We start from the raw sequence: 15698 nt of genomic DNA, 5'->3' as shown, positions 1-15698 counted from the left end.
ACTGAAGGCAACCAAATCTATTAATGCTCTAGTAGCGTCTTGATCCTTAGTGCTGGCTCTCACATAAATACGAACGGTCATAATACCTCTTTGTATCAGTTAGACTTAATAATTGATGTTCATTGATAATAGCAAGATATTACTATCATTTAATATCAAATAAAAGTCAAATGATAGATAGGTTATCGTTTAGAAGTTTTATGTTTTGGGTATAGGTTAATGATAGGCTGACTAAGGTGATAAAACCACCTTAGTCTAATTCTAGGTAGGTTGTTAGCTTCTACATAGTTGATTTAGATAATCGGTCTTTTAGACGTACATTCATAAAACAGGTATATATTAGTGTAATGCCCTACATATATTTTATTTTTCGGTTGTCAAAAGCTATTATAGTCCCTTCTAATACATCAACAGCTTTATTATTAATTATGCTGCACTCTATGGCTCCTGAAATATAACTAATATCATTGCTGTTTGAACGAGAAAATTCACAATGAATTATTTGTTCTGCATCACAAACTATCGCTAAATTAGGGTTATGAGTAACCATAATTATTTGTCTCTTTTGCTTTGCTTCAGTTAACACAGGTACGAGTAAGCTAACTATTGTTTCGTTATCCAAGTTTTCTTCTGGTTGATCTAAGATTATAGGATTATTGTCTTTATCAACCAGGAGGTAGAAGATCAAAAGTAGAGCGCCTCTTTGTCCTGGTGAAAGCTGTTCTATTTGTGCATCCTGAAACATCAAAGTATATTGAGGTTTTAGATACTCTAGCCCAAATATGAAATCATAGACTTCATTAGCATTACGATCTTTCTTTAGTAAAGATTGTATGCCTGGTAGTTTTGAAGCTTCCTCAAGCCTCCCATGTAGTTCTTGAACTAAATTTATAAGAGAAGGTTTAGAACTTATATCATGCTTATCCATTAATTCTCTTAGTACCGCTAAGCTTTCACTCTCCCCTCTAAAATCACCGGCAGTTTGTTTAACCATTAAAAACAATCTATCGTAGATCATATCTAGGTTGCTTTTTAATTCTGACTGAAACTGCAGCTTATATTCGTTGCGTATTAGAGAATTACTTTGAATTAATTCTTGAACAGGTTTGAATAGAGCCTCCCTGCTGATACGTTGTTCATCTAGAATATCAAAAATTTGTGCGGTGATTGAAATTCTTTGGGTTTGCAACTCATCTCTTTCAATTGGCAAATCATTTAATTTTTCGAGCTGATGCTCCAATCCCAGTATTGTCTCAGGTAGGTCGTTTGATCCGACTATTCCAGCCTGTTTTTCTTCCCAAGTATTTAATAATTCTAGGTACTGCTGATAAGCCTGCTGTGGTCCATTTAATCTTGTATTTAAAGCGTTTCGTCTTAAAATTAAAATGTTTTTATTGATATCAAGATTTGCATCACTAGCTTTAATTCTTGTAATTTCAGTAGAAATATTAGTATCTGTTTCTGACAATATCAGCTCATGTACTTCTAACGAAAGCAAGCTTTCTAGAGTTAAATCTAAAGTTACCGCATCAACCAAATGATCACTTCTAAACTGACTCAGAGATCTTTCAACAACCTCAATTCCTTCTTTTATATTTAAATAAGACTTCTTCTTTGAAGCCAACTTAGTCAGCTTAATCTTATTTTCTTCTTGTTGTATATAGATAGCTTCTAATTGCCGATTTACATCTGTTAATTCGGCAGAGACTTGCTGTTGTTCTGCAGAAGACTCGATGGTTGGTTCAGAGACTTCCTCAGGTTTAGCCTTTGAATGCTCTTCAAGCAACCTATTCTTTTGAGTCAATTTCTCGCTAATCGTATTACGAGTTACGTCTGACATCTGTCCTTCAATATATGATATCTGATGATTGATCTTATGTAACACGCTTCTTAAACTATCAAAATTACTCCTCAGCGCACTTTCTTGTTGTTCGATAAGTTGTTCAAAATTATGGGCGCCTAGCCTAGTAGTTTCATTAGCATGAGAGAAAATAACAGCCCTCAATTCCTGTTCAAAAGAATTGGATTTACCGTCGACATGATCGTTACATAGCTCTTCAAAGTGTCCTTGAGGTATATACTTAACAAACTCAACATGTTCAATTTCTGGATCATCATTTAGGTTTTTTTCTAAAACTTGTTCATCTCCCCACATCAATTTTGCAATGAAATGTTTTGCAGGTACACCCACTTTGCCTCTGAAACGGTTTTTCTTTAAGAAAGAGAAATGATGACTTTGTTTTGAGTTGCCTACTAACGCAATAATATCTGCTAGTGCGCTTTTACCACTTCCTTTATTACCAATAATAGCAACCAAATCATTGTTTAACGTTAGTTTAGTATTTTCTAACCAGCGTTCATTAAATGCCGACAATGGAACTTTTGTCACCTCTAGCTTATCTATGAATATACTTCTATTTTCTCTTATCAACTTTAATTTGGGGGGCACTGCACCTATAAAAGAGCGTTTTGCAGGCTCTTTTATTGCTTGTTGTAATCCTTGGAAAGTTGGATTAGCTTTTATCCAAGTAGCTTTTCCTGAAGGGTAATCACCATATCCTCGTTGATCATCATTTCCTTGAATACCAATGAACCGATGCGCATCACTGCCAGAAACAGCTAGTCTTGGAGTATTATTTAATGCTATTTGGAAGTCATCAAACCACCGCTCATTTTTAGTGGTCTTAATACCAGAAAAAGCCTCCCAAATGCTAATATTTCTAGTCTCGAATATTGGCGAAGTTTTGAATAATCCTAAAACGTATACATAATGAGCATTACGCTCTATTCCAGTTAAACCATCACTAGTATCAAAAGGCATAAAACCTATAGCTTGTTTATTTTTTACTTTTGTTATGGCTTCCTTGTAACTTTCACAATTCAATTCAGCCATTATTGAACCAGCTTCTAGAGCATAATTTGTATGATCTAATACCCTAGATATATCTATGCCATGATGCCTTAACTTATCTTCAGGAACCGAACGAGCATAATCAATAAGAGCATCATTAGATAAATTTCTACATCCATCTCCTGGGAACTCTAGCTTCAAATTAGCTTTAAAATCTATGAGCTCTTGGTCTTTAATATTGTCAGAGAAAATTACATGTGCGTTTAATCTTCCTCCTTTTAGGGGTGACATTAGACGTAATTCTATACCAGGAAAAACTGTTTTTTCTAACTTTGGAGCATCGTCCTGCTTCAATCGATGCTTTAAAGCAAACCAACCATCAAAAGTCCAATAATCCATTATTGCAAATACTGCTGGTTCTGCTGAATTGAGTGCATTTATCATCTGATCAACTAATGGCGCATTTCTAGGATCACAAGGATCACTATTGAACTTCTGCCCAGTCCAATGAAACGATGCTGGCGTATGTATATGCAGATCCCATTTTCGCCATTCAGATCCATTAGGGTATTCACTGTTAATCATTAATACTTCCTATTTTTTAATGAACTATCTAGAATTCTCGATAAACATGATTTATTTGCAGAGCTTTCTATTGATTTAGCTAAACCTTCCCACCCACACCTTTAAACTTCTCAACGAAAGCTGCTATTTTCTGCAGAACACTTTGCTTCTTGGTCAGATACTGCGGGTTGAGAGGGTTTAGTTTAGGCAAGATAGCATTCAACTCTGTACCGTTCTCACTGGCGTACTCACGCTTTAGAGAAGCGGTAATATAACGCTTAGCAGCATCTTCATTCAGATTCTCAGCCGCAATCATATCTTTGACTTCACGTTGCTGCTCTACCTGAGCATAGCTAAAGAAGGCATCGATAATGCTGGATTTGTCAGGGATATTATCCAAGTTAGTTTGATTGATAAAATCTACCACCAAGCTTTCTTTGGCTCGGTTGCCAAGGCTTGCTCGAATCAAACGACGTACTTCTTCAACCAAAGCAGACTTGTCCTTGGTGTTTTTATTATGCTCAAAAATTAGCTCAAGGATATAATCTAGATTGATCTCCTGTGATTTGAGCAAGTCTATTTCAAAGACAACCTCATCCCAATCAATCGAAGACTCATCTTGCTGGTCACCCGCCTTTTCACGACGTAGCCAATCGTGTATATCGTTATAGGTTGAGCGATAATCTTGTACGGTACGTTCAGCAGGCACTTTAATAGTTTGCATAGCGGCTATCTCATCATCGTTTAGGTAATGCTCATCCTTAAACGTCTCAACAGCGTCAGCATCGGTCACATCCAAGTCTTGCAGTGCTTTTAGGCTTGCAAACTCATCATAGTTTTGTAATATATTCTCGACACGTAAATACTCCCCGAATAACAGAGATAAGACTCCTTCATCATCTGCTACCACACCATCGACCATATACAGATCTATATCTGTTTTAAAACTTGATAAAGCCATTTTATGACTTTCAATAAACATTTAGCATGATCCTTTATTCTGAGCTACTTTATTTGTAACTTACAGAAACTACCGTTCAACTATTTTCTCATCAATCATTTCAGTTAATAGCTCAGTCACTGTCTTTCGGTTATCAAGCGCAAACTTTTTGAATGCAATATACTTATCTTTGTCAATGTTAAAGTTTACTCGTGCCGTTTTTTGAGGACTATCGGTCACGTCTGACAAAGATAACTCATCTTTTACCTTCTTACTGGGACGACCTGCTGCTAAGCTCATCATTTACTCCTTATCAAAAAATGTTTTAACTTCATTAACCAATACCGTCATTTCTTGTACTGCATTACTGTTCACTGACTCAGTATCAAATACGGTCTTGCCTAATGCTGCGCTATTTGGATAACTTACACGCTGCATAATTCTACTATCTAACACAGGTAGACCGTACTCTAGTAAAACTGAAGCCACTTCCTTACCAATATTAGTATTCTGGATTGCCCTAGACACTACAAAGGCTGCTTTTAGTTTACCGTCAGTCATCTCTATACGCTGCTTTACTAAGTCTACTAAATCGCTAGTCGCCCAAACATCGTATGGGCTAGGCTGTACAGGAATTAATACAAAATCAGCTGCTTTAATTGCAGATAAAGCCAAACTAGTTGCTTGTGGTGAACCATCAATCACAACATACTCTTTATCAGAGACATTTTTTAGATCTTTATCAAGCGTAGGTCTATCGAGACCTATCACTGGTACTGGATTATCTTCATCTACAGCTCGCCAATCACGTGCACTGCCCTGCTGGTCACTATCTACTAGCAATACACTATGTCCTTGCAGCTGCAAGCCACGAGCTAATTGAGTGGCAATAGTTGTCTTGCCACTGCCTCCTTTTTGATTCAACACAGCAATGACTTTCATAGAGCAATCCTAATTTTGAGTATTTGAGTATTTGAGTATTTGAGTATTTGAGTATTTGAGTATTTGAGTATTTGAGTATTTGAGTATTTGAGTATTTGAGTATTTGAGTATTTGAGTATTTGAGTATTATTAAGACTTTACTCAATAGTTAGATGAATAGCAACATTTTTAAAAAATAACTATATCTTTGATATCGACTGAATTTCTATGTGAATAATATTCATAAAACTGCATAAATTTGTCAAAGACTGAGATGCCCCAGTAAACTGACTGCTAACATATAAAGTGTAGCTATCAAGTATCAATATGAGCTACTAAAAGCAATACTTTAGCCGCTCATATTCGTTATAATCCGCTCACCAATCAAAAACCACTAATATGAATGAGGGAACCACTATGGTGAAGTGTCACTTATCGACCATCATGGGTGAAAGACGCCTTAAAATTGCCGATATCTCAAGAGATACTGGCATCAATCGTGGCACCATTACTCGCATGTATCATGAAGAAGCCACCCGCGTTGATCTAGATGTCATCGAGTCTTTATGTACTTATCTTAGAATCAATGTTGGTGATTTATACGAAATCATAAATGAGGACAGCAGTGAGTCACCAGCATAAATAACGTTGTCATGAGCTGTGATTGTCTTTAAACGAATAAAAAGACCTACAGAAGGTTATTTTCTCTTGCAATAGATTAAAATATAGGTATAATTTGACCTGTAGTAAGTCATTTTATTTATTATATGTATATAATGGTCTATAGGAGAATACCAATGAATAACAATCTATCTCGGCTCAATAGCTGCACATGGTTTAGTGAACAGACTAAAACGTTAGCCTCTCAGCTGTTATTAAGCTTACAAATACAGCAAGGCGTACAGCTGGCAACCCTACTTGGTGTTGACCCCATTCTTTATAATGATGAAGCGGTTTATGTCTGGGTGCAACGACAGCTAGATGACGGTCTTATCGTTGACGATCATGCGTTAAGCACCCTTGAAACTGCTTTTATAGAGTTGGTCACAGCTCACACTGACCAAGCAGCGTAATGGCTTTAGCTTATATTTACAGACAACTTGTTTAACAAGAAACAATAACCCTTAAAGCCAGATAAAGTGTCATTATCTGGCTTTTTGATATAGACAAAGATAACGACAATCAAACAAGCTTTTTTCAGTCTTATATGTCTCAGAAGACGCACTTTTGGGCAATATGGCTTACTATTACCATATGCCTTTACTCAGTCGGCTCTGCACGCGGCACCCCAGCTATTTTATAATAAACAAAGCCTCTCTCATCTCTCAAAACACTTTTACTGTCTGCTCTAACGCACCAGCTGATTGCATCAGGCTGCGCTTCATTAACATCACAAGCCAAAATAATCTGCTGACTTTGAGCGTTATCAAATGCCTGCTTCCACCCCGTTTCAAGCTCATCGATGCCGCGCTGTAGCTCTGCTTGCTGGTATCTCATCTCTGCAATCTCATCAAAGCTTGGCACATACCAAAATACCAGGGCCACCAAACTTATTATCACAGCCATCGTACCCGCTGCGACAGCGGCTGCAATCCTTTTAATACTCATAGTCTCAATGGACTTATGAATTTTGTCCAAGTCTTTACTAGCTCTACCCTCAACCTGTTCAATCCGCGTTTTGGTGGTGGTCTCAAAGGTCTCAATATCTTCAATAATCTGCTTATGACCAGCTTGGTACTGATTGGTGAATAGGGCTAGATTGTCAGCGCCTGCGCCAAGCTTGTCAGCCACCGCTTGCATGGTACTCACTTGTACCTCTATGCTGTCGTTTTTAGCAGTGACGACCGACTCTACAGCCGTATCAATCTGCTGTTTCATATCGGTGATGATGCCTGCTATTTTGTCATCATAACGACGCGGCATATCATTGTCAGTAAAAGCAGTCACTGCCGCTTGTAGCTGCTTTAACACGAGTTCTTGATACTGACTCAATGCCTGCGAAGTCGTGCTTGCGCTACTACCTAATTCTTCAATGGCAGAAGACACCTCATTCACCTTGCTATCAATACCGCTAAGCGAACGCTCAAGCCGCCTCGCTACCGCATCATCGGCTCGCTTAATCAGCTCACGCAAGGCCCCAATGACCGGAGTCAATGAAGTCACTAGGTTAACAAGTTGATCGTGTATGTCTTGCTCAGTGCGGTCATTTTTATTCATAGTAAGTACTCATTATTGTAATCATCACAACTAAAATGGGCGTGGTGACGAGTAATGGCGCGCTTTTTCTTGAATAGCCTTGTCTATATCCAGCACTTGTGCGGCCAAGATTTGCGCTAAATTTTGCGTGCCCACGCGGATGTCAGGAACCTGCTCAAAACGCTCATTAAGCGCGTTTATAGTATCAATTTTATGACGGTCGCTAGGAAGCGTGCCGAGCGCTTGTAATAGTGTCTGTACCGATGTATCTCTGTCTATCGTCACCCGTTCTGCATCCGTGTCTCGCAAACGCTTTTGCAACGCGGTGACGTTATCAGTATGCTGAAGCGTTTTTAAAACGAGGGCCTCAGCAGCTAACTTTTCAGCCACCTCTATCACAGTGGCAGTAGTATCAATCGCTTTAAAGTCGATCTTATCAATACGGTCTTTAACCCGTACCAGCATATTATCAAACCTGCTCTGATACGCCTTGACTTCTGCCTGTCGGGTACGCGCAAGGGCAGTAGCATCTTGCTCTTTTTGTTGTTTTTCTTGCCGCCGCTTCTCTGCTTCCTCTCGTGCACGCTCAGCCTTTTTCTTAAGCTCTGCTTGCTCATGTGCTTTGTTGAGCTGGTACTGAAGCCTCATCGTACGGTTGCGCCAGTCATCAAGCCGATCTGCGTTCAATTGAGTGGTCTTGGTACGGGTAATCTCATCGTATAAGTCATCATCTTGCACAATCACCGCTTCACTTTGATCAAGAAGGGCAATACGCTGCTCATAAAACGGCGATAGGCGCTGATAGGTTTTTTGACTGGTATTGATTTGCAGCTTTAATTGTTTGATGTCTTCATTATTGGCGGTTTTAAATGTCTTTACATCAGATACAAGCATCTTCAAACGTGCCTCAGCGGTATCATCTATCTCTACCGCTTTAAGAGCACGCAGCGCCTCACGCTCTTGCTCAAGCGCTTTAAAACGCTCAACATCAAGATCTGCCAGTGCCGCGAACTTATGATAGGTGTCAAGGTTGCTCGTTATCTCGATCGCCTGCAAATCCTCAAACGTCTCCCGCCAGTGCCGCTGCAGCTCAGTTTTTTCAATATCAATCTCATCAAGCGCTTTAAAGTCAGTAGCCAGCTTATTCAGCGTTGCGGCAAACGGTTTTAAGGTGGCCTTTAGCGCCTTATGATCATCAATAACTCGATTGTTAAGGGGAATAAGATTTTTTAAAACCGCTTTATTGTTCAGCACCGTTTTATCAATCTGTGACAGCTGCTCTTCAAGGCGGCTAACAGCGCGGCCTGTTTGTAGGGTGTCATCTTGTCTAAACTGATCAACCGACGCTAAAGCCGTCTTTAGTGCCTCGCTTTGCTCTTTCGTATGTATTTTCCGGGCAAGCTCAATCATTTTTTGGCGGGGCTCGCTAAAATCCTGTCCCACCTCCTTGGTGAACCGCTGGGTACTCTTAATGTTTTTATCAATGGTAATAATCTGTTTAGACTGAAGCGCTAACTCTTCATACAGCGCATCAATGGTTGAAAATAAGGCGCTGCGTACCATCTTTTTTTGACTCACAAAGTCGGCTGAAATTGCTAAAAGCTCATCAAGTGCGTGATCATTGGCCACATCACTATGCGTCTGACTGTTATTTTTAGGGATAGCGGGTTCAAGTTCAGCGGCAGGATCTACAAAGCGGATATTACTGAGCTCAATTCGCGCAAAGGGCTTACGCTTTTTATAATGTACTGTGACGCCGTTAACCTCTTGCTCATTGCTTTCTAGGTCAATACGTCCCTTGTCGTCATACTCAATTACCAGACCATTTTTTTCAATGTAAGCATTGATCTCATCAATCGTCTCGTTGTACTCATGAATCACTGAACGATTGCCTTTGAGAATATCCTTATACAATGACTTGCCCAGTTTCATTTTTGGTAAAAGACTGATGCCCAGCTCACGGTAGGATTTCTCACTAATGGTTTTATTCTCAGGCAGTAGCTTATTGGCCATATCCGCCCAAAGGGTGCGTTGATATTTAAGCTCATCGCCGCGCCCGTTTAACCCCTTAGATAAACGCTCCTCCGTTGACCACTGCAGCCAATTCTTGCGTGCTGATAAAGCATAACCCTCAACATCCGCTACTATCTCACGGCTTGAGAGTAAAATATGGGCATGAAAATTACGACTGGTCAGCTCAACCACTTCAACCTCCCCCACATGTTTCTCGTGACTGTGGGGCCGATGAATGGCCACATCGACAAGCACGTTATAACGATCAGATAAGGTTTGAGCGTAGCGCTCGGCCAGAACTATACGCTGATCAGCGGTGATCCCATCAGGAAACATCACATCAATCTCAGTACCCAATTGCGCGTTTTTACGAGTCTCAATGCGTTCGATATCATTCCAAAAACCCTCACGTGTCACTGCTAGATCCCCAGCAAGAGTTGGCGTTATCAACGCCATATGCACCACATTTTTCTCAATAACTTGCGTATATTTAGTGCCATCACTGTCCACTAAGTTTAAGATTTTATCTTTAGCTTTACTGGTATAATCGTGGACGACTCCTGACTGCCCATCAACCAGTTTTGAGCCAGAATTATAAGCCGACTTTGCCACCACGCTATGATTTTTCGCCTTACTAACGGCGCTAACCGACAGATGAAAACCTTTATTATTCATAGCAAAAAAACCCAATATTGAGTGATGATTTTTTGGGGGTTGTAGGGGGTTCGCCCCCTGCCGGACGACGGAGTTTATGTAAAAAAAATAGCGCCCCTTGTGGGCCTTTTTTACATAAACTCCTAAGTTCGCTCTTAACAGAGGGTTAAAATACTACTGCGCCCACGAAACGAAGTGGTCTTGTGTATTTTACTACCTTGCATACCTGTATATGTACTGCTAGGATCAACTCTATCATAGTTGGCTAAAAAAAGGATGAGGTAATGTCAGTAATATCAGATGATTTATTTGCAAATAAGATTAAGCAATTACAGGCTCTTAAAAAAGAGATTGATCAGGACAGGCTTGAAGCACATAAAATATTGGGGGAGTGGTTGGCCAACGCATTAGACGATGATGACAATCATGAACTGCAAGCTATTTTTTTAGATGCACACGATAATGAAAAATATGTCCGTTTGAAAAAGCACCGTGAGTTTTTAAAGTCAATTGCTCATAAGATGCAAGGTGAGGCTAAGATGGTATCAAGCAGTTTTACTTCACATGAAGACAATCAAGATAGTGAGTACGGTTCATTGTTTGATGACGATTCAGCAGCTCAATAACTGTTACTGTTAGCAATAGCCTATTCATCAGTACAACTGAATCGTCTTCTAATTAGCGAAATGCTAGAAGACGATTTTTAGCTGTTTTAAGCGTTTTAAAATAGCTTTAGCTACCATCGTATCGAACAGAGCGTAGAACGCATATAAGAGTATTTTTTATGCGTTTTAGCAATGCTTTAAGATGTGTTTACAGAGGTGTCGATAATGACTATTGAAAATGAAGACAAGTTATCTACAAAAAATGAGACTGATACTGAGAGTATGAAAACAGCGTTGGCCAGAATGACAGATGAAGACATTCAAAATATCTTTGACCGTGCTTTTGAAGATTTTCAAAGATCAAAGCTTAATCCGAACTATGAGAATAAAGATTGATACCGAGTAAATTGACCATAGCGTTTTGAGCTACTGAACAGTTCTATAAGTGATTGGTCGCTCATATTATCATCTCAAATCCGTCAGTTCTTGAGCTTTTTTCCTATTATTTAATATAAAAACATATTTTTTACTTTTAAAGATTTTTAAAGACTTTTAGGAAGCTCTCAGACCTTACCAGTTAAGGGCTTCAAGATCTATAAAGCTACAATCAGCTAGGTTAATGCTACAATCAGCTAGGTTAAAAGCTACAATCAGCTAGGTTAAAAGCTACAATCAGCAGGTATTATGCTACAATTAGATAGATTTGAGTATTAAGGCGTAGATATGACTAACCAAGTTGGTTTATATGAGAAGAAATACCCTGCAAATTGGGTTGTTATGCAAAATCGTATTCTACAAGCGTTTTATGAAATGACACTTGATGAAAAACGGTTGCTGTTGCTTGCTAGTTCAGTAGTGCGTTTGATAGATGCCACTGAAAAAGACACTATAGAGATAACCGCGAAAGCATTTGCAGAGGCTTGCAACATTCAAGTGGATTCTGCTTATACTCAATTAAAAGATGCTAGTGAAACGATGATGAGGCGATTTTTTAGCTATAGAAATGAACGCGGTAGCCGTGTCAATGTACAGTGGGTCATCAGATCAATATATGAAGATGGCTATGTGTCTCTATGTTTTACAGATGAAGTGCTACTGATGTTGAAGGTTTTTGATGAAAATAATCCATTCACTAAATATAAAAAAGAAGATGTACTTAAACTGAAGGGTGAATATTCAATAGATATATACCATCTGGCCAAAAAACATGAGGCAATGAGCTCGTGGACAATGTCACTTGAAGAAATTAGAGAGGAGCTAGCTCTTTCTAAATCTTACGAACGTATTAACAACCTAAAAAGTCGAGTCATCAACCCAAGCGTTGAAGAAATAACAGAAAAGTCAGATATTAAAATCACCTATGAAAACGTCAAACGTGGTCGTACCGTCACAGGACTAAAATTTAATGTAAAAGCTAAGCCCACCAAGAAAAAAAGTCTGGAGGACTTAAATCAGAATAATGAGAATAGAGATATACCATCCTTAACAGTCAAACAGATCGACCGTTTTGCGCCTCTATTGGCTAACTATGCCCCATTTGGTAGCTATGCGCCTTCAGGAAAAAGTACCCAAGAAGTGATCAGCTGGTTACACACTCAATTAAGAGATGAAGCTTTTTTAAAGACCCATAAAAAGCATTTGCTGGCGGTAGGTTATACGTTCCCTAAGCAAAAATCATAGCAAAGAAAAAAGAGTGATTAATCTGGTACTGTCTATACAAATGGTTTATATTATATGTACACAGATAAGCCATTTGTAATGCCATGACGACAACTAATTATAATATCAGGCTCGATCAAGAGCTAAAAGAAAATGCTTTTGCCGTGTTTGAAAGCTATGGTCTAACGCCGTCTCAAGCGATTAAATTGTTCTTGACCCAAGTGGCGCAAACCAATCAAGTACCGCTATCTTTTGAATACCAGAAAGTAACAGCTGTCAGTCAAGATGAATTGCTAATCTATAAAGAGCATACTGACAGAGAGAACAGATAAGTATTAGATTTGAATGGGATGAACAAAAAAAACACCAATCAGCGTAAGCACCGTTTATTATTTGAGGCAGCCGCCCGAGTTTTTCTAGACCTTTTATGCCTGCGTCAGCAAGACAGGTATGAAAATGATGAAAAGCAGTGGCAAGCGCTGGGTACAGTAGACGGTACCGCCGTCCTATTGGTAGCCCATACGCAAACAGAAATAGATAATGGTGAGGTTATACGCATTATCTCAGCTAGACGTGTCAAAAAAATGAAAGGGAGCCAGTGTGAACAAAGTTAGTTATCAAATAGACGAGCTACCACCACTAACGGCCAAGCAACAAGTAGATTTAGAGCATTTAGCAACGCTTAATGATGACGACATTGATCTATCAGACATTCCAGAAGTCACCGACTGGTCAGGTGTTAGCCGTGGCAGTATTAAACCATAAGCGTTCTTTACTGAGGCCAGTATCATTGCCAAATTTAAGGATAAAACCAAGCAAACAGGCGCTAATCATTAATAAATGATAGTAATGCGCTAGAAGAGTACTTAACTGATCGTTAGCCCTAATCTAATGATTGTGACCTCAAGATTACTTGAGGTTTTTTTAAGCCTTATATTGTAGTATGTTGTATATTGTATTATACTATATAAAAAATACTACAAACGCTACATATTTACTCATACAAAATTAAGGACAATAATTATGGCCATTACTACACAGCAAATTCATGCTATTGCTGATCAACTGCACGAACAAGGTATCAAACCTACTTTAGCCGAAGTGCGTAAGGCGCTGGGTGGTGGATCATTCACGACCATCAGTGAAGCTATGAAGTCTTGGCGTCAGGATAACCAACAAGAAGAGCAGCTAAGACAGGTTGAGCTACCAAGTGGTATCACTGAACGCTTACAAACGCTTGGTGCGGATATGTGGCAGACGGCCATTGATATTGCCAATGATCGTCTGGTTAAAGAACGGGAGGCTCTAGAGAGTATTAAGGCCAAGTCGCAAGCTGAGACAGATGAGGCTCAAGAAGCGGTTAAGACCCTAGAGAGTGAGCAGGCTGATTTGTTAGAACAGCTCGATGAGGTCACAGCAACTGCAGAGGCAACGGCTATCACCGCGGCTCAAGTGACTGCTGAACGGGATGTGCTGACACAGACACTCAGCGATACTCAGCACCAGCTAGAACTTGAACGAGCTAAAACAGTGGCAGCTCAGGCCCAACTTGGTGACCTGCGTAGCAGTTTTGATCAGCAATCAAAAGAGCTGAGTGCCAACATATCGAAGGTGGCCACGCTTGAAGCCACTGCTAATAGCGATAAAGCAGAGATCGCGCGTCTGCAAACAGAACTGACAGCAACTAAGGATGAGCTAAAGACAGTCGTTATTGAGCGCAACGAGATAACGAATCTTACAGCAGAAGTGAAAGGAGAGTTAAAGGCCATAATCGCTGAACGTGATAAGTTATCAGGGATTAATGAGCAGCTTACTCAAAAGCAAGCTAAGATTGAAGCAGATCATCAGCTACTGATTAAGCAACACGACACGTTAAATCATGAGAGAACTTTGCTTAGTACTGAGCACACTGCATTGAGTGAGCAGTATGATGAGCTTTCAATTAACTATCAATCAGAACAGGAAAAGAGTAGCTCATTGACTGCAGAGATTGAAAAGATGCGAGAGACAATTAACAATAAATAAGTCAATCCCGTTCTATTCACACTAAGCTTATGAATCCACCATGACAATATCGACTCACTGAATAAATGATGGTTGTATAATAAATATTCTAAATTTTTCTCTGAACTCTCATAGTATATAGCCTAGTGGGCTATATACTACTTAAATTAGCCTAAGTGAATTTATGCTGATTTTGGAGCCTTGAGCAGATTTCAAGGAACACTCACCCTAAAGCAATTATGAGTATAATAAAAATACTCACAAACACTTTAGTGCATTCCTTGAATTTGATGTGATTAGTCATGCCGACTTCATCGCCCATCGCGTCATCAAGACCGTATCACTGTATCAAGCTACGGCTGTTATGATTACGGCTGATAGCACCGCCTAGACACGCTCATAACCGCTACTGTGCTGTCATACGCTAGCAAGGGCGTTCGCCCAATATACCGCTACGATATGCACAAGTAACCACTCATTGCGTTGCTCTGATCCTTTGTCTAGTCACCCCTGTAGGGAGCTCACCCTTATGTCAAACGCAGTCGTCACCGAGGCCTGCCACCCATTTGACGGGTAACGGGTACAGAGAGAGCAGCACGAAAATGTAACGAGCGAACAAGCAGTTTTTAAAATGTATAGCAAATAGAGTTGATATGAAAGCAGATTTTGGATAAAATGCACCTATACGGGCATTTAATGCTGTTCAAATAACGCAGTCTGTGTGCTTATTTGTTCGTTACAGGGTGCGTCAACACACTGTAACCGTTATCTACATTTAAAACTAAATGCCTCTGGGAGTCAACTCCCAGAGGCATTTTTTTATTTGTCATACAGATTAGGTTTTTAATATCTGATTCTTCGTTAGATTGCTTAGGCTTTTCTTGTCGTCATTTAGCGTAAGCATTTCAATTATTTTGAAGTTAGCACTTAGTACATCCTCACAAGACGTTAAGTTTCTGACAATACTGGGATAGTTTACTATGAAGACCGGCTTAGTCGTCAGATGCAAGGTTTTACACGCGCTGTTAAGAAGCGGTAAATCATCTTTCTGAGAGAATACGATAATGAAAAGACAAACCTACACTCCTGAGATTAAAGAACGCGCCGTTCGTATGCTGATTGAAGCATTAAACGATTACACCTTTATGTGGTCATGTCATAAAAAGCACACTAATGAAACTATACTAACCAACATTCAAGACTAAGCTACACATACTAAAGAGCTTGAACATGAGAACAAGAAGCTTACGTAAGCCAGTTAGATTACAGTAAAATCCGCTTTTTTCGCCCA

General features: G+C 39.5%; 14 protein-coding genes and 2 pseudogenes. 9 read left to right on the top strand and 7 right to left on the bottom strand.

Annotated elements, in window-relative coordinates; all coding sequences use genetic code 11:
* The 5 genes and pseudogenes from SJY28_RS13735 to parA all read right to left on the bottom strand — a co-directional run.
* Window positions 1-81 (bottom strand): annotated as a pseudogene (locus SJY28_RS13735) (resolvase); the annotation flags it as partial.
* A gap of 271 nt (window positions 82-352) precedes the next feature.
* Entirely contained in the window at window positions 353-3436 is a 3084-nt protein-coding gene (locus tag SJY28_RS13730) for a TrlF family AAA-like ATPase (protein WP_114701981.1), read from the bottom strand.
* A gap of 79 nt (window positions 3437-3515) precedes the next feature.
* Window positions 3516-4295: pseudogene (locus SJY28_RS13725) on the bottom strand (type I restriction endonuclease subunit R); the annotation flags it as partial.
* Between the two features lie 150 nt (window positions 4296-4445).
* Window positions 4446-4655, bottom strand: coding sequence for a plasmid partition protein ParG (locus SJY28_RS13720; protein WP_162799539.1), 210 nt, complete (start codon window positions 4653-4655; stop codon window positions 4446-4448).
* Between the two features lie 3 nt (window positions 4656-4658).
* Window positions 4659-5297: a ParA family partition ATPase gene (gene parA, locus SJY28_RS13715; protein ID WP_114701984.1), complete on the bottom strand. Its 639-nt coding sequence runs from the start codon at window positions 5295-5297 to the stop codon at window positions 4659-4661.
* Window positions 5298-5693: 396 nt separating this feature from the next.
* On the opposite strand from parA, the gene SJY28_RS13710 reads away from it, so the two are divergent.
* Entirely contained in the window at window positions 5694-5918 is a 225-nt protein-coding gene (locus tag SJY28_RS13710; RefSeq protein WP_057758779.1) for a helix-turn-helix transcriptional regulator, read from the top strand.
* Window positions 5919-6073: 155 nt separating this feature from the next.
* The gene (locus SJY28_RS13705) at window positions 6074-6349 is read left to right on the top strand and encodes a hypothetical protein (protein WP_095570655.1); all 276 of its coding nucleotides are present in this window, start codon (window positions 6074-6076) and stop codon (window positions 6347-6349) included.
* 187 nt (window positions 6350-6536) lie between these two features.
* On the opposite strand, the gene SJY28_RS13700 is transcribed toward SJY28_RS13705, so the two are convergent.
* Both SJY28_RS13700 and SJY28_RS13695 read right to left on the bottom strand, forming a co-directional pair.
* A complete protein-coding gene (locus tag SJY28_RS13700; protein ID WP_114701938.1) occupies window positions 6537-7493 on the bottom strand; it encodes a hypothetical protein in 957 nt (318 codons plus the stop codon).
* A gap of 30 nt (window positions 7494-7523) precedes the next feature.
* Complete coding sequence (locus SJY28_RS13695; RefSeq protein ID WP_114701937.1) at window positions 7524-10160, bottom strand: MobA/MobL family protein; 2637 nt, start codon at window positions 10158-10160, stop codon at window positions 7524-7526.
* A gap of 263 nt (window positions 10161-10423) precedes the next feature.
* Between SJY28_RS13695 and SJY28_RS13690 the strand changes: the two genes are divergently transcribed.
* The 7 genes from SJY28_RS13690 to SJY28_RS13660 all read left to right on the top strand — a co-directional run bounded on the left by SJY28_RS13690 (window position 10424) and on the right by SJY28_RS13660 (window position 14428).
* On the top strand, window positions 10424-10765 hold the full coding sequence (locus tag SJY28_RS13690) for a hypothetical protein (protein WP_114701936.1): 342 nt from the start codon (window positions 10424-10426) through the stop codon (window positions 10763-10765).
* A 204-nt stretch (window positions 10766-10969) separates the two neighbouring features.
* Window positions 10970-11140: a hypothetical protein gene (locus SJY28_RS13685; RefSeq protein WP_162799535.1), complete on the top strand. Its 171-nt coding sequence runs from the start codon at window positions 10970-10972 to the stop codon at window positions 11138-11140.
* A 327-nt stretch (window positions 11141-11467) separates the two neighbouring features.
* The gene (locus SJY28_RS13680; RefSeq protein ID WP_058368520.1) at window positions 11468-12424 is read left to right on the top strand and encodes a replication initiation protein; all 957 of its coding nucleotides are present in this window, start codon (window positions 11468-11470) and stop codon (window positions 12422-12424) included.
* A gap of 83 nt (window positions 12425-12507) precedes the next feature.
* Complete coding sequence (locus SJY28_RS13675) at window positions 12508-12735, top strand: type II toxin-antitoxin system RelB/DinJ family antitoxin (protein ID WP_114701935.1); 228 nt, start codon at window positions 12508-12510, stop codon at window positions 12733-12735.
* An 18-nt stretch (window positions 12736-12753) separates the two neighbouring features.
* Window positions 12754-13017 (top strand): BrnT family toxin, encoded by a 264-nt coding sequence (locus SJY28_RS13670; protein ID WP_226949371.1) that lies wholly within the window; start codon window positions 12754-12756, stop codon window positions 13015-13017.
* Entirely contained in the window at window positions 13004-13168 is a 165-nt protein-coding gene (locus SJY28_RS13665; RefSeq protein WP_156410068.1) for a hypothetical protein, read from the top strand. The genes SJY28_RS13670 and SJY28_RS13665 overlap by 14 nt, the downstream gene beginning before the upstream one ends.
* Before the next feature lie 258 nt (window positions 13169-13426).
* Complete coding sequence (locus SJY28_RS13660; protein ID WP_114701934.1) at window positions 13427-14428, top strand: DNA-binding protein; 1002 nt, start codon at window positions 13427-13429, stop codon at window positions 14426-14428.
* Window positions 14429-15698 lie beyond the last annotated feature (1270 nt).

Origin of the sequence: Psychrobacter sp. R86515, from assembly GCF_042466315.1 — a bacterium.
Classification (GTDB): domain Bacteria; phylum Pseudomonadota; class Gammaproteobacteria; order Pseudomonadales; family Moraxellaceae; genus Psychrobacter.
This window is presented reverse-complemented; position numbering and strand designations above follow the sequence as displayed.